Here is a 19,534-nt window from a genome sequence, read left to right on the forward strand (position 1 = left end):
CGGGTCTCCCAGGCTCCTTTTATGTTTTCATTTAAGATTGTTGTTCTTCTTTTTCTTTCTCTTCACGGAGCACCGCTTTGCGGGATAAATTCACTCGTCCTTGTTTATCAATTTCAGTGACTTTGACAAGAATCTCGTCTCCGATTTTTACAACATCTTCAACTTTCCCTACGCGTTCAAGCGCAAGCTCTGAAATGTGCACCAAACCGTCTTTTCCGCTGAAAATTTCAACGAAAGCCCCGAATTTTTCAATCCGTTTCACTTTACCTAGGTAAAGTTGGCCGACTTCAACCTCTCTAACAAGGTCTTCGATGATTTTTTTCGCTTTATGGTTGCCGCTTTCATCTGTAGAGGAAATAAAGATTGTGCCGTCCTGCTCAATATCAATTTTAACACCGGTTTCTTCGATGATCTTATTGATTTGTTTCCCGCTTGGTCCGATGACATCGCGGATTTTATCAGGATTAATGGTCATTGTTAAGATCTTAGGCGCATATCGAGAAAGCTCTTTTCTTGATTCGCTTAATGTTGCAAGCATGCTGTTGAGGATTTCCATTCTGCCCTTTTTCGCCTGCTGAAGCGCTTCTTCAAGAATCTCTCTGGAAAGTCCTTCAATTTTAATGTCCATTTGCAGGGCCGTTACGCCTTTTTCAGTTCCCGCTACTTTAAAGTCCATATCTCCGAGCGCGTCTTCCATGCCTTGGATGTCAGTCAAAACAGTGTAATGTTCGCCTGATTTGACAAGACCCATCGCAATACCAGCAACTGGCGCTTTAATCGGTACACCGGCATCCATCATTGCAAGTGTGCTTGCACAAATGCTTGCTTGAGATGTAGAACCGTTTGATTCAAGCACTTCTGAAACAAGACGGACAGTATAAGGGAAGTCTTTTTCAGACGGAATAACTGGCTCAAGCGCACGCTCACCCAGTGCTCCGTGTCCGATTTCACGACGTCCCGGTCCGCGCATCGGTCCTGTTTCCCCAACGCTGAATTGCGGGAAGTTGTAATGATGCATAAACCGTTTCGACTCTTCGACACCTAAGCCGTCAAGGATTTGCACATCTCCCAGAGCACCTAGCGTACATACGCTGAGGGCCTGAGTTTGTCCCCTTGTAAATAGACCTGAACCGTGCGTTCTTGGCAAGAGGCCAACCTCTGAAGAGAGCGGGCGGATTTGATCGACACCGCGGCCGTCCGGTCTTACTTTCTCTTCAGTAATCAGGCGGCGAACTTCATTTTTCACCAGCTTGGATAAAATCTGCTTCACTTGCTTGATTGTGTCTTCATCATGTTCTTCATCCTCGAATTTTGCCACAACTGCGTTCTTCACTTCGTTAATGGCATCTTCACGGGCATGCTTTTCATGAACTTGGATGGCTTTCAGCAGATCCTCTTCTGCCAAAGCTTTTACTTTTTCATTAAGCTCTTCATCAATTTCAAAGAGCTTAATTTCAGATTTCTCTTTGCCGACTGCTGCAACAATTTCTTCTTGGAATGCAATCAGGCGTTTAATCTCTTTATGGCCGAACATAATGGCTTCAAGCATGATTTCCTCAGGAACTTCGTCCGCTCCCGCTTCTACCATGTTAATCGCATCTTTCGTGCCGGCAACGACAAGATTGATATCGCTTTTTTCAAGCTGATCGACTGTCGGGTTAATGATAAATTGATCATCAATGCGTCCGACAGTAACCCCTGCAATCGGTCCTTCAAACGGAATATCCGATACAGAAAGTGCAAGAGATGAACCGAACATGGCAGCCATTTCTGAAGAGCAGTTTTGGTCAACACTCATGACAATGCTGATGACCTGAACTTCATTACGGAATCCATCGGCAAACAAAGGACGGATCGGACGGTCAATTAAACGGCTGGCAAGAACCGCTTTTTCACTTGGACGTCCTTCTCTTTTAATAAATCCGCCCGGAATTTTCCCTACCGCATATAATCTTTCTTCATAGTTTACAGTAAGAGGGAAGAAATCAAGCGGTTTAGGTTCTTTTGAAGCGGTTGCTGTACTAAGTACTGCTGTATCACCGTAGCGGATCATCACAGCACCATTTGCCTGTTTGGCAAGCTGGCCGGTTTCAACAGTAAGCGTTCTTCCGGCCCAATCTATGGTAAAGACATGTTTTTCTTGTCCCATACAATTACGAACTCCTCTCTTCGTTGTGTGAAATAATCAATTACTCCTATTATGAACGAAATGAATTGAACATATCAATGTCAAAGTAGTATGTAAAAGGATTTCAATGATTTGTTATAAGAAATTTCGCTTTAATACGATAAAAAAGCGGGAATCCTCCCGCTTTTTACGATTATCGACGTAAGCCTAGTTTGTTAATTAACTCACGGTAACGAGTTACGTCTTTATTACGCAGATACGTAAGAAGATTACGACGCTTACCTACCATTTTAAGAAGACCGCGACGTGAGTGGTGGTCTTTCTTGTGAGTACGTAAATGCTCGTTCAAGTTGTTAATTGAGTCAGTTAGGATAGCGATCTGAACTTCTGGAGATCCAGTATCAGATTCGTGTGTTTTGAACTCATTGATGAGTTGGTTTTTACGCTCTTGAGTAATTGCCATCCTGTTTCACCTCCAAATCATATTTAGCCCCAGTTACCTAGCAACCGTCGGTGACTTCGGATTGCCAAGCAATGGTTTTAAGACTACGAAAACTATCATACTAAAAATCGCGCCTATATGCAAATATTTTAGAATAAAATTTGTGTGCGTTGCAAGTTATTTCCGCAAATTGCTGAAATAACGGATGGCTTCCTGCTTATCTTTCTCAATTTGCTCAGTTAATTCTTTGATGCCAGTGAATTTCCGCTCGCTCCGAATCCGTTTGTACCATTCGATTTTTATAGCGGCTCCATATACCTCTTGATCGAAATCAAACAGATTGACCTCGATGGAAGGCTGTTCAGGGCGCTTTTCATAAAACGTTGGCTTATAGCCAATATTGCAAACGCCATTGTAAACTTCGCCGTTCACTTCCGCTTTTACGGCATATACACCTGTGGGCGGAACGATATAGCTGTTATTTAAACCGACATTCGCTGTCGGAAACCCGATGGTCCGCCCTCTTTTATCACCATGAATGACAATTCCTTTAATAAAATAAGGTTGTCCAAGCAAGACATTCGCCAATTCAACATCTCCGTTTTGAAGCGCGGTACGGATATACGAAGAACTGATTTTTTTATCCTGCTCCGTTAATTTTTCTACCATTGTGCACCCAGCTTTTCCGTCTAAATCATCCGGCATGGTCTTCATTGTTCCCTTGCCGTATTTGCCGTACGTAAAGTCAAAGCCTGCCACTGCGTGCTGCACATTAAGGCCGATAATATACTGGTCTATAAACTGCTTAGGAGAAAGAGAAGCAAACACTTCATTAAATTTAACGACATACAGAACTTCTGTGCCTAATTGTTCAATTTGGTTTATTTTGTCTTCAAGAGGCGTAATCAGATCCTTTGGTTCCTTATCTCTGCCCAACACGTGAGAAGGATGGGGATGAAAGGTCATCACAGCTAATGTCAGACCTTTTTCTTCGGCTATTTGCTTCGCTGTGCCGATTACCTTTTGATGCCCGAGATGAACGCCGTCAAAATAACCTAACGCCATCACTGATTTTGCCTGCTCCTCTTTTATTAAATGATGAGGATGTGTAATATGTATCGTCTTCACAGAACGGTCACCTTTTTTCTATTGTTCGCTTTTTTGCATCAATACTTTTGCCGGCTTTAACAGCCCTTTTTTTGCAGGATGAGGGAAATAGATCGCCAAGCAGGTTCCGGATTCAGTAAAGACGGCAATACGGTCTTCACTTGTCATTTCAGAAAACTGCTCGGGCGTCTCAAGCAAAGCCCCATTTTCTACTTTCTTAGCTAATGTATCACTTATGATCCATTTCGGCAAATGATTGAGCGCACGTTCAATAGGAACTGTATGCTCTTCCACGGTTCCGGATTGGGCCTGTGCTTCGAGTTCATCAAAAGTAAAGCATTCGTCGAGAGAAAAATCTCCGGATGCCGTACGGATTAAATGAGACATATGGGCCGGATATCCGAGCTTTTCTCCGATCATGACCGCCAGCGTCCTTACATAGGTCCCTTTGGAGCAAGTCACTGTAAACCGGAAGCTTGCGGTTTCTCCATGATGTTTAATCTCTGTTGTCAGGGCAATGTCTTCAATGGTTATCATACGTTTCGGACGTTCTACTTCAATCCCTGCTCTTGCGTATTCGTATAATTTTTTGCCGTTTACTTTTACAGCGGAATACATGGGCGGAATTTGTTCTTGTTTCCCCTTTAAACTGTTTAAAACCTTTTCTACATCCGCTTTATCAATGTCGTGATTGACAGGCTTTGTTTCCACCGTTTCTCCGGTTTGATCCTCTGTTGTGGTTGAAAAGCCCAATGTTATTTCTGCATCATACGTTTTAGATTTTTCAGTTAAGTATTCGACTATTTTTGTCGCTCTTCCTACACAAATCGGAAGCACGCCTGATACTTCCGGATCGAGCGTTCCTGTATGTCCTACTTTTTTTGTTTTTAACAGCTTTCGGATCTTCATGACACAGTCGTGCGATGTCATGCCAACAGGTTTATGTAAAAGGAGAACTCCGTTAACCATTTGCCTTTCACTCCTTCTTTTGAGTTTTTTTCTTATAAACGAAGAAAGAGGACAGACGATATACGCCTATCCTCTCTTTTTTTATTCAGATGGTTTCTCTGAATGTAATTCGTGAATCAGTGTTTCGATCCGATTCCCGTAATCGATTGATTCATCGAACTCAAATTCAATTTCAGGCGTTTTTCGAAGTCTGATGCGGCTGCCGATTTCGGATCGGATAAATCCTTTCGCTTTTGCCAGCCCTTTCAGCGCTTCTTCCCGTTTTTTCTCGTCACCGAGAACCGAGATATACACCTTTGCAATTTGCAAATCACCTGATACACGTACATCCGTTACTGTCAGAAAACCAATTCTCGGGTCTTTCAGCTTGCGGCTGATAATATCACCGAGTTCTTTTTTCATTTGCTCGCCGACACGGTTCGCTCTCATACTCAATTCAATCACCTCTAAGTTAAAACCACTCTGTCCTAGTGATCGTCCGTTCAATTTCAGGAAAAGAATCGATAAACGCTAGGACGCGCTGCAGTTCTTTTTCTGTTTGAACGCGAGAGGAAGAAACAGCGGCGATTCCGAAGCTGGTTCTTTGCCAGGTGTCCTGATAGCCAATCTCCGAAATCGAAACATTGAACTTGTTTTGAACCCTGGTTAAAATCCGCTTCAGAACGGCACGCTTTTCTTTTAGCGATCCTGCATCATAAATGATGCATTCACACTCCGCAAATCCGATCACGTTCTTTCAATTTCTTGCATGACAAACGCTTCTAGGATGTCACCTTCACGAATGTCATTGTATTTCTTAATTGTAATACCACATTCATAGCCTTGTGAAACTTCTTTCACATCGTCTTTAAAGCGTTTCAGAACATCTACTTCGCCTTCAAAGATGACGACGCCGTCACGAATTAAACGGAGGCCGCTGTCGCGCGTAATGGTTCCTTCAGTAACATATCCGCCGGCAATTGTACCGATTTTAGATACTTTGAATGTTTGGCGTACTTCTACTTGACCAATTACTTTTTCTTCATATTCAGGATCAAGCATACCTTTCATGGCAGCTTCAATCTCGTCGATTACTTTGTAAATGATACGGTGAAGTCGAATATCTACATTTTCAGCTTCAGCCGTACTCTTAGCATTTCCGTCCGGTCTCACATTAAACCCGATAACAATTGCATTGGAAGCAGATGCCAAGATAATGTCAGATTCAGTAATCGCACCAACGCCTGTATGGATGATTTTCACTTTAACGCCTTCTACTTCAATTTTTTGAAGCGCAGCCGTTAAAGCTTCAGCAGATCCTTGAACGTCAGCTTTTACGATGAGGTTGATGTCTTTTACATCACCTTGCTTAATTTGCTCGAATAAATCATCAAGACTGAGCTTCGCTTTATCGCTGCGCTGCTCTTCAAGCTGTTTCGAAGCACGGGCTTCACCGACAGAACGAGCTGTTTTTTCATCCTTAAAGACAAGGAATTGGTCTCCCGCTTGAGGGACATCATTCAAACCGGTAATTTCAACCGGAGTTGACGGGCCGGCAGTTTTCACACGGCGGCCAATGTCGTTGACCATTGCACGGACACGGCCAAATGTATTGCCGACTACGATCGGATCACCGACATGCAGTGTTCCAGTCTGTACGAGCAACGTCGCAACTGACCCTCTGCCTTTATCGAGTTCAGCTTCAATAACCGTTCCTTTTGCCTGACGGTTCGGATTCGCTTTCAGTTCCTCTACCTCACTGACAAGCAAAATCATTTCAACGAGCTCATCAATGCCTTTTCCAGTTAAAGCGGAAAGCGGCACAAAAATGGTTTCTCCGCCCCAAGCTTCAGGGACAAGTCCGTATTCCGTCAGTTCTTGCATTACACGGTCAGGGTTTGCGGATTCTTTATCTATTTTATTCACAGCAACGATGATTGGAACCTCTGCTGCTTTTGCATGGTTAATCGCTTCAACTGTTTGCGGCATGACACCGTCATCGGCAGCTACGACAAGAATCGTAATATCAGTTACTTCTGCACCGCGTGCACGCATTGTTGTAAATGCGGCGTGGCCCGGTGTATCCAAGAACGTGATTTTCTTGCCGTTCTCTTCAATTTGATAAGCGCCGATATGCTGAGTGATTCCGCCTGCTTCTCCTTCAACAACCTTTGTTTTACGGATGCTGTCAAGAAGCGTTGTTTTCCCATGGTCAACGTGGCCCATGATTGTCACGACAGGAGGACGAATTTCAAGATCCTCTTCATTATCAGGCTCTTCGTATTTTTCCAGCTCTGTTTCTTCAAGCACAATGACCTCTTCTGTTTCAACACCATATTCTGATGCAATGAGTTCGATTGTGTCTTTATCAAGCTCTTGGTTAATGGTTGCCATTACGCCAAGAAGCATCAGCTTTTTAATGATTTCTGAAGGCTCTTTGCCAAGCTCTTCAGCAAGTGCGCCAACTGTTAAAGTGCCAGAGAATGTAATTTTCTCAGGAAGCTCTTTTTTCGGCTTTACAGGCTTTTGCTGATGTTGGTTTTTATTATTGTTGTTGTTGCGTTTATTTTTTTTGTTGTTGTTATTCTTCTTGTTTTTGTTAAATTGATTATTCTGCACGTCATTCTTCTTTCCGTCTCGAATTTTATTTGGTTGATTTCCAGCTGATTGCTGATTAACCCCTTGTGGCTGTTTGTTTTTGTTCGTTTCTGCTGGCTTTTGAGATTTAGCAGCTGCGCCGCCTTTTTTATATTTGGCATCTAGCTTTTTAATGGCCTTTTCTTCAAGCATGGCCATGTGATTATTCACTTCTAAATCCATGTTCTTCAGTGCGGTCAAAATTTCCTTACTTGAAACATTTAACGCTTTTGCATATTCGTATACTCTCATTTTAGCCATTCGTTCACCCCCAAAAATATTAATCGAGCAAGCTGATCAGCTTATTCGCAAAACCTTGGTCAGTGACGGCGACAACGACACGGGCTTCTTTACCGATAGAGCGTCCAAGAACCGCGCGACTCTCGACTTTTTTATAAGGGACTTTATAATAATTGCACTTGTCAGTTACTTTTTTTGCTGTGTTAGATGATGCATCCTCTGTAAGCAGGACAAGCTTTGCACGCGCATTCCTGATTTCTTTTATTACCAAGTCTTCGCCTGACACGACCTTACGAGCTCGATTGGCCAGACCCAGCAAGGGAAACCATTCCATTCCAGACATTTTATTTTTTCACCTTTTCCGCCAGTTCCAGCAATTCATCGAAAATCTGGTCATCGATTTGTGATTGAAATTGATTTTGCAAAGTGTTTTTCTTTTTTGCTGCTAAGATGCACTCTTTATCCAGCGTTAAATAAGCACCCCGCCCATTCTTTTTTCCGGTCGGGTCTACTGAGATTTCGCCTTCTTTCGACCGTACAACTCGGATCAGTTCCTTTTTAGGCTTCATTTCACCAGTCACTACACATTTGCGTAATGGGATCTTTTTGTGTTTATTCACCTAAAGTCACCTCTTATTCATCCGATTCAGCAGTTTCAGGCTCCGTAAAGAGCGGCTCATCATCTTCTTCAAGTTCTCTCGGATAGATTCCAAGTTCTCTTGCGTCCGTTTCGCTCTTAATATCAATCTTCCAGCCTGTCAGTTTAGCAGCTAAGCGTGCGTTTTGTCCTCTTTTTCCAATTGCCAGAGACAGCTGGTAATCAGGAACAATAACAGTTGTCGCTTTTTCTTCTTCATTAACAATGACATCAAGCACTTTGGAAGGGCTGAGCGCATTCGCGACAAATTCTACAGGATCACTGGACCAGTTGACAATGTCAATTTTTTCACCTTTTAATTCATTGACGATTGCTTGCACACGCTGGCCTTTAGGCCCTACGCATGAACCGACAGGATCCACGTCAGGATCATCTGTGCGAACAGAAATTTTCGAACGGTCGCCGGCTTCTCTGGCAACAGATTTTAGCTCGACAGTTCCATCATAAATTTCAGGCACTTCAATTTCAAACAAACGCTTTAACAGGCCTGGATGTGTTCTTGACACATAAATCTGCGGGCCCTTCGTTGTTTTTTCTACTTTTGTGATATATACCTTAATGCGGTCATGGGGCTTGTAGCTTTCATTCGGCATTTGCTCATTAACCGGCAGCAAGGCTTCTATTTTGCCTAAAGACACGTAGATAAATTTATTGTCCAGACGCTGGACGATCCCTGTCATGATGTCTTCTTCACGGTCGATAAATTCAGAATAGATCACACCGCGCTCAGCTTCGCGCACACGCTGTGTGACGACCTGCTTTGCTGTTTGAGCAGCTATGCGCCCGAAATCCTTAGGTGTAACTTCGATTTCGACGACATCTCCGACCATATATTCCGGATGGATGCCCTGCGCCTCTTCAATTGAGATCTCTAATCTCTGGTCGTATACTTCGTCAACGACATCTTTTCTTGCAAATACACGGATGGAGCCAGTTTCACGGTTTAGATCCACCCGTACATTTTGCGCTTGATTAAAATTCCGCTTATAAGCAGAAATTAACGCAGCTTCGATTGCTTCGATGATAATTTCTTTACTGATGCCTTTTTCTTTTTCAAGAATCGTGAGAGCATCTAATAATTCACTGCTCATTTAACGGTCTCCCCCCTTAAAACATTTGTATTGATTAGAATGTAACAGCTAATCTTGCATTAGCTATCTTTTCATACGGAATATTGATCCGTTTCTTTCTTGTTTTGATCGTGATCTCAACTGTCACTGTTTGTCCATCAAATTCAGCCAGTTCACCTTCAAACACTTTTACGCCGTCAATAGGCTCATACGTCTTAATGTATACGTTTTTTCCTAGTGATTTTTCGAAATCGGCTTTTTTCTTTAGCGGACGCTCAGCTCCTGGAGATGAGACTTCAAGAAAGTAATTTTGGCTGATTGGGTCTGCCTCATCAAGCTTTTCGCTTAAAGCTTCGCTTACTTTGGCACATTCCTCAATATCCACACCGTCATCGGAATCAATAAACACGCGAAGGAACCAGCTTTGGCCCTCTTTGACAAATTCAATGTCAACGAGTTCCAGCTGAAGGCTGTCTACGATTGGCTGAGCCATTTCTTGAACGGTGTCAGTCACTTTTTTGCTCATGTTCTTCCTCCTTGTGCTGTCGATCTCATATTCGTCTCGTCACTCTGCATAAAAACCCTGCTTCAAAAGAGCAGGGGCTAAAAAGTAAACGATGAACATGTCGAGACAAAATTCTCCTGTTCAATACAAAAGAGCGGGTTTCCCCACTCTTTGCCTCGGTAATCGTTAGCATTTCCAATAAAACTATACCATAACCATATTTTTATTGCAAATGGATATACGCTTACCTTCATACCTAAGCAAGTGACAGAAACTCTAATATTACGATGGCACTTTTTGCGCTTATGTATGCATAGAAGCAGAATTTCTGAGAAATTCTGCTTTCCATATTAGAACAGTGACAATTGGTTTTGATCAGGCAGTGACTCCAGACAGCCATGGCGATCTAAGTACTCTAAAATCGTTTTTGATACTTTCCCTCTCTTTTGCAAATCTTCTTTTGAGAGGAATTCGCCTTCTTCACGAGCTTTTACAATGTTCAAAGCAGCGTTCGTCCCTAACCCTGGAATAGAGTTAAACGGCGGAATAAGACTGTTGCCGTCAATAATAAACTCTGTGGCGCTGGAGCGATATAAATCGACTTTTTGGAATGAATAGCCTCTCTCACACATCTCAAGCGCTAATTCTAAAACAGTCAGAAGGTTCTTTTCCTTCGGTGAAGCATCAAGTCCTTTAGCGTTTATATCCTCCATTACCGCTCTGATTGCTGTAGAGCCCTTGATCATTGTATCAATATCAAAGTCATCTGCACGAACGGTAAAATAAGCCGCATAATACAAAAGAGCATGATGCACTTTAAAGTAAGCAATGCGGACTGCCATTAAGACATATGCCGCGGCGTGGGCTTTCGGGAACATGTATTTAATCTTTTTACAGGAATCAATATACCAGTCTGGGACATTGTTATTTTTCATTTCTTCTTCCCATTCAGGCGTTAATCCTTTTCCTTTACGCACGAATTCCATGATTTTAAAGGCAAGGGACGGTTCAAGGCCTTGATAGATTAAATAAACCATAATGTCATCACGGCAGCCGATAACCTCACTCAGCTCACAAATATTATTGTGGATGAGCTCCTGTGCATTGCCAAGCCATACATCAGTTCCGTGAGACAAGCCTGAAATCTGAACGAGCTCAGAAAAAGTTGTTGGCTTTGTATCTTCAAGCATCTGCCGGACAAATCGGGTTCCGAATTCAGGAATTCCAAGAGTGCCCGTTTTACAGCCAATCTGTTCTTCAGTCACACCGAGTGATTCGGTTCCCTGGAAGATCTTCATCACTTCAGGATCATCCGTCGGAATTGTTTTCGGATCTATTCCGCTTAAGTCTTGAAGCATCCGAATAACAGTCGGGTCATCGTGTCCGAGAATATCAAGTTTTAACAGGTTGTCATGGATGGAGTGGAAATCAAAATGAGTCGTTTTCCACTCTGAACCTGTGGCATCTGCCGGGAACTGGATCGGTGAAAAATCATAAATATCCATATAATCCGGAACTACGATAATACCGCCAGGGTGTTGTCCAGTTGTACGTTTTACACCCGTGCATCCCTGTACGAGCCGATCTATTTCGGCACCGCGCATATGAAGATTGTTGTCTCCGGCATAGCCTTTTACATAACCGTAGGCTGTTTTTTCTGCCACCGTGCCTATTGTTCCCGCACGATATACATTGTCTTCTCCGAACAATACTTTTGTGTAATTGTGTGCTTGCGGCTGATATTCCCCTGAGAAGTTCAAATCGATATCAGGTACTTTGTCCCCTTTAAATCCTAAGAACGTTTCAAATGGAATATCATGGCCGTCTTTTTTCAAAGGCGTTCCGCAATGAGGACATGTCTTGTCAGGCAGGTCAAAACCAGAACCGACAGAACCGTCATTAAAGAACTCAGAATGCTGGCACTCAGGACAAACATAGTGCGGCGGCAGCGGGTTTACCTCAGTAATCTCAGTAAGTGTCGCAACTAATGAAGATCCTACGGAACCACGGGAACCAACGAGATACCCATCATCTAGTGAACGTTTTACAAGTTTGTGAGAGATCAAGTAAATAACAGCAAATCCGTGGCCAATAATACTCTTTAACTCTTTTTCAATCCGCGCTTCGACAATTTCAGGCAGCTCTTCCCCGTAAATGCTTCTTGCACGCTGATAGCTCATTTCTCTGATCTCTTCATCAGCGCCTTCGATTTTCGGCGTATATAAATCATCTTTAATCGGCTTGATGTCATCAACTAAAGAAGCAACCTTTTGGGTATTGGTGACTACGATCTCCTTCGCTTTTTCTTCACCTAAGAAAGAAAAAGCTTCAAGCATTTCGTCTGTCGTTCTAAAATGCACTTTCGGCAGTTCATGCCTATTCAGCGGATTTGCCCCGCCTTGTGAGGATATTAAAATCTTTCTGTAGATTTTATCCTCATCATTCAAATAATGAACATTTCCCGTAGCAACAACCGGTTTATTAAGCTTTTCCCCCAGCTTCGTGATATTCGCAATAATTTCTTTCAGCGCTTTTTCATCACGGACCAGTTCAAGCTCCAGCAAGTGACGATACACTTCAGGCGGCTGAACCTCAAGGTAATCATAGAATGACGCGATATCTTCCACCTCTTCAGGCGATTTTTGCATCATTCCCTCAAAAACCTCTCCCCTGTCACAGGCAGAACCGATCAGAAGCCCTTCCCTGTATTTCTCAAGCTGAGATCTCGGAATACGCGGCACTCTGTAAAAATAATGAATATGAGAAAGTGACACAAGCTTAAATAAATTTTTAAGTCCCGTGCTGTTCACGGCAAGTAATGTTGCATGATACGGTCTTGATCTTTGATAAGCATTGGACTGACCCATATTTTCATTCAACTCATCATGGTACTGAATACCTTTTTCAGCTGCGTCTTTCAGCATTTTCAGAAGCAAATAAGCGGTTGCCTCAGTATCATAGATCGCACGGTGATGCTGTGTGAGTTCGATATCAAACTTTTTACAAAGTGTGTTCAACCGGTGGTTCTTAAATTCCGGATAGAGAAAACGTCCAAGTTCAAGCGTATCAATGACTGGGTTTTTAGCTTTTTCGACTTCAAGAAGCTTTTTATAGGCTACATTTAAGAATCCCATATCAAAGCTTGCATTATGAGCGACAAGAATATCATCGCCAATCCATTCTCTGAAATCTCTTATTACATCTACGACATCCGGAGCGTCTTGTAGCATATCATCTGTGATCCCTGTCAGCTCTATGATTGTGGCGGAAAGCGGACGATGCGGGTTCGCAAACGCCTCAAATTTATCAATAATTTCTCCGCCTTTTACTTTTACTGCAGCCAGCTCAATAATGGTATCGTATACAGCAGACAATCCTGTCGTCTCAACGTCAAAAACAACATATGTTTCTTCTTCGAGCAGACGATGTGCGGCATTATAAGCAATTGGCACGCCATCATCCACGAGATTCGCTTCCATCCCGTAAATCATTTTAATTCCATGCTTTTTGGCCGCAGAATACGCATCAGGGAAGGATTGAACGACAGCATGGTCGGTCAAAGCGATGGCCTCATGCCCCCATTTTTTCGCCTGTTCGACAAGCTTTCCGATACCCGTAACAGCATCCATTTGGCTCATTGGGGAATGAAGATGCAATTCCACTCTTTTTTCTCCTTCAGGTGCTGAATCTTCACGGGTTTTTGCTTTTATTTCGTTTACGTCATTTGCGATCATGACAAGGTCTCTGACAAATGTATCATTTTGAATGCTTCCGCGTGCTTTTACCCACATTCCTTTTTTCAGAGACTTCATCAGCGTCGCATCTTCTTTTTCACGTGCAAACATTTTGATCAAAATACTATTTGTATAGTCTGTAATTTTGAAGATACACAGCGTGCGCCCGCTCTTCAGCTCGCGCGTCTCCACATCAAACACATAACCTTGGACCGTAATTCTCCGTTCTTCGTCCATGATGCTGTCAAGCGTCCGGATTTCCTCGTTATCTTTAATTGGATAACCGATAACAAGAGGACCAGATGGTGCTTGGTCTTCATCACTTTCTTTATCTTTCTTCTCCATTTCAATCAAGGCCTGCATAGCCCGCTCTTGGTCTTCCGCAAGCTTTTGCTCCCGAAACTTTTGAACTTCTTGCTCGGATACAAATATTTCAGCATCAAGCTGAAGATCCGGAAAGCCAAATTGACGGTATTCTGCTTGAATCATGGAACTGTATTTGTTTTTTAGCGCAGCCGCTTCTGTATCCGTTTTGGTTTTGACAATCAGTTTATTGCCCTTCAGCTTCGGTTTTTGCTGGTTTAAAAGACTGATAATCGGCGGCGAAATGCCCTGCAGTTCTTCTATGCAGCGTGACCAGTAGTCTTGTACGATACTTTCACTGACCTCGGCATCCTGAACTTCAATTGAAGATGTCACTTTTGCTATGTGGGCAAACGATTGCGTCAGCCTCGTTGTTAATGTGTCATATATTTGAAAAGGCAGCAAAGATTTAAATTGAAAATGAAAATGCCAAGACTTAGAAGCTTTGTGAATTGTCAGCTTTTTAATCTCGCCATGTTCAAAGTATGTCATGAAGGTATCATCTGTCATATTAATCTGCTGCAGAAGAATTTGAAACTGCCTTCTGTTTACTGATAACTGTTCCATTAAGACAGTATCCCTCCCTAAAAACATCATAAGTGAAGGTACCTCAGGCAATGAGGTACCTTCTATTATTTCTATTTTAACATGTTTTTTGATAAATCGTTATGGTGATTACTGCTTGCTGATAAACGCAGATAATTCGTCTACTGAGATTTCAGTTGACTCACCAGTTTGACGAATTTTCACTTCGACGATTCCTTCGTCAGCCCGTTTTCCGACAGTGATACGGATTGGAAGGCCGATTAGATCTGAATCAGCGAATTTTACGCCGGCACGCTCAGTACGGTCATCATAGAGCACTTCATAGCCTTCCGCTTTTAAATCGGCATACAGCTTTTCAGCAAGCTCTCTTTGCCCATCGTTTTTCATGTTCAATGCAAGAATATGAAGATCGTACGGCGCAACGCTTTTTGGCCATATTAATCCTTTTTCGTCGTGATGCTGTTCAGCAATAGCAGAAAGCGTTCTTGACACACCGATTCCGTAACAGCCCATCAGCATTGGCTGCGCGCGTCCGTTTTCATCTAAATATGTCGCATTCATCGCTTCTGAATAGCGTGTTCCGAGCTTAAAGACTTGTCCGACTTCGATTCCCTCAGCAAAACGGATCGTTCCCTTGCCGTCTGGTGAAGGATCACCTTCTTTAATAAAACGAAGATCAGCAAATTCTTTAATTTGCGCGTCACGATTCACATTGACATTTTTATAATGATGATCTCCTTCATTTGCCCCGGCAACAGCATTAACCATTGCTTTCACAGCTTGATCGGCATATACTTCCACATCCTGATGAATACCGACAGGGCCTACAAAGCCTGGCTCTGTTCCGAGCTGCTGAATGACCTCTTCATGTGTGGCAAGCTCTACAACTTCTGCATGAAGCAAGTTTTTCACTTTAATATCGTTAACTTCATGATCCCCTCTTACAAGCACTAAGACAAAACGGTCATCAGCTTTAAACAATACTGACTTAATGCACGCTTCAGTCGAAACCTGCAAGAACGCAGTCAGTTCTTCGATTGTTTTCACGTTAGGCGTATGAACCTTCTCTAGAGCTTTAGGCTCCTCATCTGAAGGAACTTCCTGGTGAAGAACTTCAGCCATCTCGATATTAGCCGCGTACTGTGATTCATCAGAATACGCAATCGTATCCTCTCCGATCGCAGAAAGTGCCATAAATTCGTGCGTATCCTTTCCTCCCATTGCGCCTGAATCAGCGATAACAGGTCTTACATTAATGCCGCAGCGGGCAAAAATATTAGAATAGGCTTCGTACATTTTTTGATACGTTTCATCCAGGCTCTCTGCAGATGCATGGAAAGAGTACGCATCCTTCATAATAAATTCGCGGCCTCTTAACAAACCGAAGCGAGGACGTTTTTCATCTCTGAACTTAGACTGAATTTGATAAAGAGTCAGAGGGAGACGCTTATAAGATTTAACCTCATCGCGAACAAGCGAAGTGATAACCTCTTCATGCGTTGCCCCTAAAGCAAATTCACGGCCATGACGGTCTTTTAGTCTCATCAGTTCGGGACCATACGTATACCATCTGCCTGATTCCTGCCATGTCTCTGCCTGCTGCAATGCGGGCATGAGCATTTCTACGGCATCAATTTTCTCCATTTCTTCTCGAACAATCTGCTGAATGTTTTGAATCACCTTATACGCAAGAGGCATATAGCTGTATACCCCGCTCGTATTCTGTCTGATAAATCCTGCTCTCAGAAGAAGCTGATGACTTTTTGCTTCGGCATCAGCTGGAACTTCACGGAGCGTAGGAATAAGCGTCAAGCTTTGTCTCATTTCTTCGCACCTCTGATTGATTTACTTTTCGTTTACAAAAACAGCCGCTGGATATCGTTCCATGTGACAACCAGCATAAGAAGCATTAAGAAAGCTACGCCGATAAACACAACAAATGCTTCTTTTTCCCTGTTAATCGGTTTGCCCCGAATCGCTTCAATAAATAGAAACAACAGTCTTCCTCCGTCAAGTGCCGGAATCGGAAGCAGGTTGACAATCCCAAGGTTAATGCTTAAAAACGCCGCAAACTGAAATAAGTTCACTATCCCTGTTTTCGCCACTTGGTCTGTCATGTCATATATGCCGACAGGACCTGACAGCATATCGAGTTTAAATTGGCCTGTTACTAATTTGCTCAGATTGGTTAAAATGGCTTTGGTGACATCAACTGTTGATGTCGCGCCGTAAGCAACCGCTGAGAGTACGCCTTTTTCAGTCGGCGCATAGGAACCGAAACGTCCGATTGTTTTTTTGTTCTCATCTTTAACAGCTTCCGGAGTCACCGAAATATGAAGCGTTTTGTTATCTCTTTTTACTGCAACGTCCATTTCTTTCTCCGGGTTTTCTTTTACAGCGGAGACAATGTCAGTCCAAGACCTCATTTTCTCTCCGTTAATGCTTTGGATATAATCCCCTTCTTTTAGCCCTGCTTCAGCCGCCCGTCCATTGTCTGTCAGCTGCCCGAGCATAGGTTCATTTGACGGTACGCCTTGAATCAGCCCAAGCATCACTAAAATGACGTAAGCTAAAATAAAGTTCATAATCGGCCCTGCAGCAATTGCTTTAATCCGCTGCCACACAGGTTTGGAACCAAATTGGCGATTATACGGCGCAATCTGCACTTCTTCTCCGTCTACAATAAAAAAGGATGTTTCGCTGACAGTAAAGCTGGAAAGTTCGTCCTCTTTCCCCTGTTCATAACCGGTGATCTTCATGTCATGCTCTAGATCCGCTGTTTCCACTTCAATGACTAATGCATCCGGATATTTTTCCTTTTGATTGATGATGACTTTCTCAACTTGATCTTCCTTATTAAACAGAAGCCCGACCGTGTATCCGGGTTTCACCTCAATCATTTCCGGATCTTCGCCGGCCATACGAACAAATCCGCCGACCGGAAGCAGCCTGATCGTATAAACTGTTTCATTTTTTTTGAAAGAAAAAATCTTTGGACCGAAGCCGATCGCAAATTCACGGCAGAGAATTCCCGCTCTTTGGGCTAGCAATAAATGGCCCAGTTCATGGAAGAAAACGAGCGTTCCGAAAATAATGATAAACGCTATAACTGTATTCACGAACATACCACCTTATGTGAGTATTGAATTGACGTATCCCCGGGTATCTTTGTCCACTTCTTGAATGTCCGCCAGGCTCGGTTTTTTCAGTAATTGATGGCGGGTTAGTGCCTTTTCGATACAGTCTTCAATAGCCAAAAACGGTATCTTGCCAGCTAAAAAGGCAGCGACAGCTACTTCGTTTGCCGCATTTAGCACTGTCGGCATTGTTCCTCCTATTTTACCTGATTCAAAAGCAAATTGTAAGCATCGGAACCTGTCAAAATCAGCTTTCTCAAAATGAAGGCTGCCGATTTCCCATAATTCAAGCCTTTTCGCATCTGGTAATGGCAATCGGTCAGGATAAGTGAGCGCATATTGAATGGGGACTCTCATATCCGGAGTTCCGAGCTGTGCGATCACACTTTTATCATGGAACTCAACCATTGAATGGATGATGCTCTCCTTATGTAAAACCACATCAATTTGTTCATAAGGTATATCGAAAAGCCAGTGTGCCTCGATCACCTCTAATCCCTTATTCATCATTGTAGCCGAATCAATTGTAATTTTTGCACCCATTGACCAGTTTGGATGTTTTAATGCATCTTCAACTGTTACTGATTCGAGCTCCTCCCGCGTCTTGTCCCGAAAACTTCCGCCGGATGCCGTAATGATGAGGCGTTCAATGTTTTTAGCCTGTTCGCCTTGAAGAGCTTGAAAAATGGCTGAATGCTCACTGTCAACAGGCAGCAGCGGAACATCATATTTCTTAGCATGTTCTTTTACTATATGCCCTGCAGTGACAAGAGTTTCCTTATTTGCAAGCGCAATTGTTTTTTTCTGTTCAATTGCCTTTAATGTCGGGATAAGACCGACGCTTCCAAGCAAAGCGTTGACAACAATGTCAACCTCCTCCATCACTGCTGCTTCTATCAGTCCTTCTTCTCCCAGCCCGATTTGGCATTCAAAAGAAAAAGACATTTGTTTTAATTTATGATATGTATCCAGATCACCGACAGAGACAAACTTCGGCTGAAAGACCTCAATCATTGGAACGGCCTTATCAATATTTCTGCCAAACGACATAGATACCAGCTGAAATTGGTCTTGATGTGCACGCAGTACATCAAGAGTCTGTTCGCCGATTGATCCTGTTGCTCCTAAAAGACAAATATTTTTCAAAGTTGCCACTACTCCTATTCTTATTGCTGCATGATCAGTCTCATATTCATATTAGACTTTTTTATGAAAAAAGGGCAAGCAGAAAGTACAAGAAAGGCATGACAAACAAGAAACTGTCAAAACGGTCTAATATACCGCCATGCCCGGGAAGAATATTCCCAGAATCCTTTACATCGTAATGTCTTTTCAAGGCGGATTCCACTAAATCTCCCAGTTGTCCAAAAACAGACAAAAACAGCGTGATCAACAGCAGATAGATATACGGGATCGGAAGTTGTGCAACAAGCTGAAAAATCGTCGCCAATACAAGTGCGATGACAATTCCGCCTGCAAACCCTTCCACTGTTTTATTCGGACTGATTTCAGGCCACAGTTTCCGCTTCCCAAGCGATTTACCGACAAAATAGGCACCGGAATCGGTGGACCAAATGACAACACACGCATAAAAAATGTATGTTAATCCGTATTGGTCAAGATTTCTGATTTCGATAAAATAATGAAAACACATTCCGATGTAAATTGCTGCAAGCGTAATAAACCCGACTTCATCAAAAGTAAAGGTGTTCTTGACCAACACTGTGTAAGTCAGCAATAGCAGTACCGCAAATAAAGCTATTTCCATTTTGGAAATCCCGTCCGCTTCAAAAAACGAATACTGGCTTGGCAATAAGAACATCCACAATAATAAAAGACCGATCAAACCAGGCAGTGAAACCAGCTTCAGCTTTTTCATCCGTAAAAGTTCAAAAAGCGCCACACTGCTCATAGCATAAATTAATATGGTGAACGGCAATTTCCCGACAATAACCAAAAATAAAAATACAATTGCTGCCAGAACACCTGTCAAAATTCTTTGTTTCATGTCCACCATCC

General features: G+C 42.8%; 16 protein-coding genes. All 16 read right to left on the bottom strand.

Going from position 1 to position 19,534, the window contains the following annotated elements:
• Positions 1 to 31: 31 nt before the first annotated feature.
• The 16 genes from pnp to cdsA all read right to left on the bottom strand — a co-directional run bounded on the left by pnp (position 32) and on the right by cdsA (position 19,532).
• Positions 32 to 2,149 carry a polyribonucleotide nucleotidyltransferase gene (gene pnp, locus MKY10_RS12715; RefSeq protein WP_046381030.1) on the bottom strand — a complete coding sequence of 706 codons (2,118 nt, stop codon included), beginning with the start codon at positions 2,147 to 2,149 and terminating at the stop codon, positions 32 to 34.
• Between the two features lie 172 nt (positions 2,150 to 2,321).
• Positions 2,322 to 2,591, bottom strand: coding sequence for a 30S ribosomal protein S15 (rpsO, locus tag MKY10_RS12720; protein ID WP_003220957.1), 270 nt, complete (start codon positions 2,589 to 2,591; stop codon positions 2,322 to 2,324).
• A gap of 156 nt (positions 2,592 to 2,747) precedes the next feature.
• A complete protein-coding gene (gene ribF, locus MKY10_RS12725) occupies positions 2,748 to 3,698 on the bottom strand; it encodes a bifunctional riboflavin kinase/FAD synthetase (protein WP_046381029.1) in 951 nt (316 codons plus the stop codon).
• 18 nt (positions 3,699 to 3,716) lie between these two features.
• The gene (gene truB, locus MKY10_RS12730) at positions 3,717 to 4,646 is read right to left on the bottom strand and encodes a tRNA pseudouridine(55) synthase TruB (protein WP_015252083.1); all 930 of its coding nucleotides are present in this window, start codon (positions 4,644 to 4,646) and stop codon (positions 3,717 to 3,719) included.
• Between the two features lie 81 nt (positions 4,647 to 4,727).
• Entirely contained in the window at positions 4,728 to 5,081 is a 354-nt protein-coding gene (gene rbfA / locus MKY10_RS12735; RefSeq protein WP_009967251.1) for a 30S ribosome-binding factor RbfA, read from the bottom strand.
• A 16-nt stretch (positions 5,082 to 5,097) separates the two neighbouring features.
• Entirely contained in the window at positions 5,098 to 5,376 is a 279-nt protein-coding gene (locus MKY10_RS12740) for a DUF503 domain-containing protein (RefSeq protein WP_003220950.1), read from the bottom strand.
• Positions 5,373 to 7,523 (bottom strand): translation initiation factor IF-2, encoded by a 2,151-nt coding sequence (gene infB, locus MKY10_RS12745; protein ID WP_014479801.1) that lies wholly within the window; start codon positions 7,521 to 7,523, stop codon positions 5,373 to 5,375. Before infB ends, MKY10_RS12740 begins: the two co-directional genes overlap by 4 nt.
• A 19-nt stretch (positions 7,524 to 7,542) precedes the next feature.
• On the bottom strand, positions 7,543 to 7,845 hold the full coding sequence (locus MKY10_RS12750) for a YlxQ family RNA-binding protein (protein WP_003220946.1): 303 nt from the start codon (positions 7,843 to 7,845) through the stop codon (positions 7,543 to 7,545).
• Between the two features lies 1 nt (position 7,846).
• The gene (gene rulR / locus MKY10_RS12755; RefSeq protein ID WP_009967250.1) at positions 7,847 to 8,122 is read right to left on the bottom strand and encodes a glucose-induced regulator RulR; all 276 of its coding nucleotides are present in this window, start codon (positions 8,120 to 8,122) and stop codon (positions 7,847 to 7,849) included.
• A gap of 13 nt (positions 8,123 to 8,135) precedes the next feature.
• Positions 8,136 to 9,251: a transcription termination factor NusA gene (gene nusA / locus MKY10_RS12760; RefSeq protein WP_003231912.1), complete on the bottom strand. Its 1,116-nt coding sequence runs from the start codon at positions 9,249 to 9,251 to the stop codon at positions 8,136 to 8,138.
• 34 nt (positions 9,252 to 9,285) lie between these two features.
• Positions 9,286 to 9,756 carry a ribosome maturation factor RimP gene (gene rimP / locus MKY10_RS12765; protein ID WP_003231915.1) on the bottom strand — a complete coding sequence of 157 codons (471 nt, stop codon included), beginning with the start codon at positions 9,754 to 9,756 and terminating at the stop codon, positions 9,286 to 9,288.
• Between the two features lie 329 nt (positions 9,757 to 10,085).
• Positions 10,086 to 14,399 carry a PolC-type DNA polymerase III gene (locus MKY10_RS12770; RefSeq protein WP_046381028.1) on the bottom strand — a complete coding sequence of 1,438 codons (4,314 nt, stop codon included), beginning with the start codon at positions 14,397 to 14,399 and terminating at the stop codon, positions 10,086 to 10,088.
• A gap of 108 nt (positions 14,400 to 14,507) precedes the next feature.
• Positions 14,508 to 16,202, bottom strand: coding sequence for a proline--tRNA ligase (gene proS / locus MKY10_RS12775; RefSeq protein ID WP_046381027.1), 1,695 nt, complete (start codon positions 16,200 to 16,202; stop codon positions 14,508 to 14,510).
• Positions 16,203 to 16,234: 32 nt separating this feature from the next.
• Entirely contained in the window at positions 16,235 to 17,503 is a 1,269-nt protein-coding gene (gene rseP / locus MKY10_RS12780) for an RIP metalloprotease RseP (RefSeq protein ID WP_010886508.1), read from the bottom strand.
• 6 nt (positions 17,504 to 17,509) lie between these two features.
• Complete coding sequence (gene dxr, locus MKY10_RS12785) at positions 17,510 to 18,661, bottom strand: 1-deoxy-D-xylulose-5-phosphate reductoisomerase (RefSeq protein ID WP_003245155.1); 1,152 nt, start codon at positions 18,659 to 18,661, stop codon at positions 17,510 to 17,512.
• A gap of 61 nt (positions 18,662 to 18,722) precedes the next feature.
• Entirely contained in the window at positions 18,723 to 19,532 is an 810-nt protein-coding gene (gene cdsA, locus MKY10_RS12790) for a phosphatidate cytidylyltransferase (RefSeq protein WP_015252087.1), read from the bottom strand.
• Between the last annotated feature and the right edge of the window lie 2 nt (positions 19,533 to 19,534).

The sequence above is a fragment of the Bacillus sp. FSL P4-0290 genome (genome assembly GCF_037975435.1).
Classification (GTDB): domain Bacteria; phylum Bacillota; class Bacilli; order Bacillales; family Bacillaceae; genus Bacillus; species Bacillus subtilis.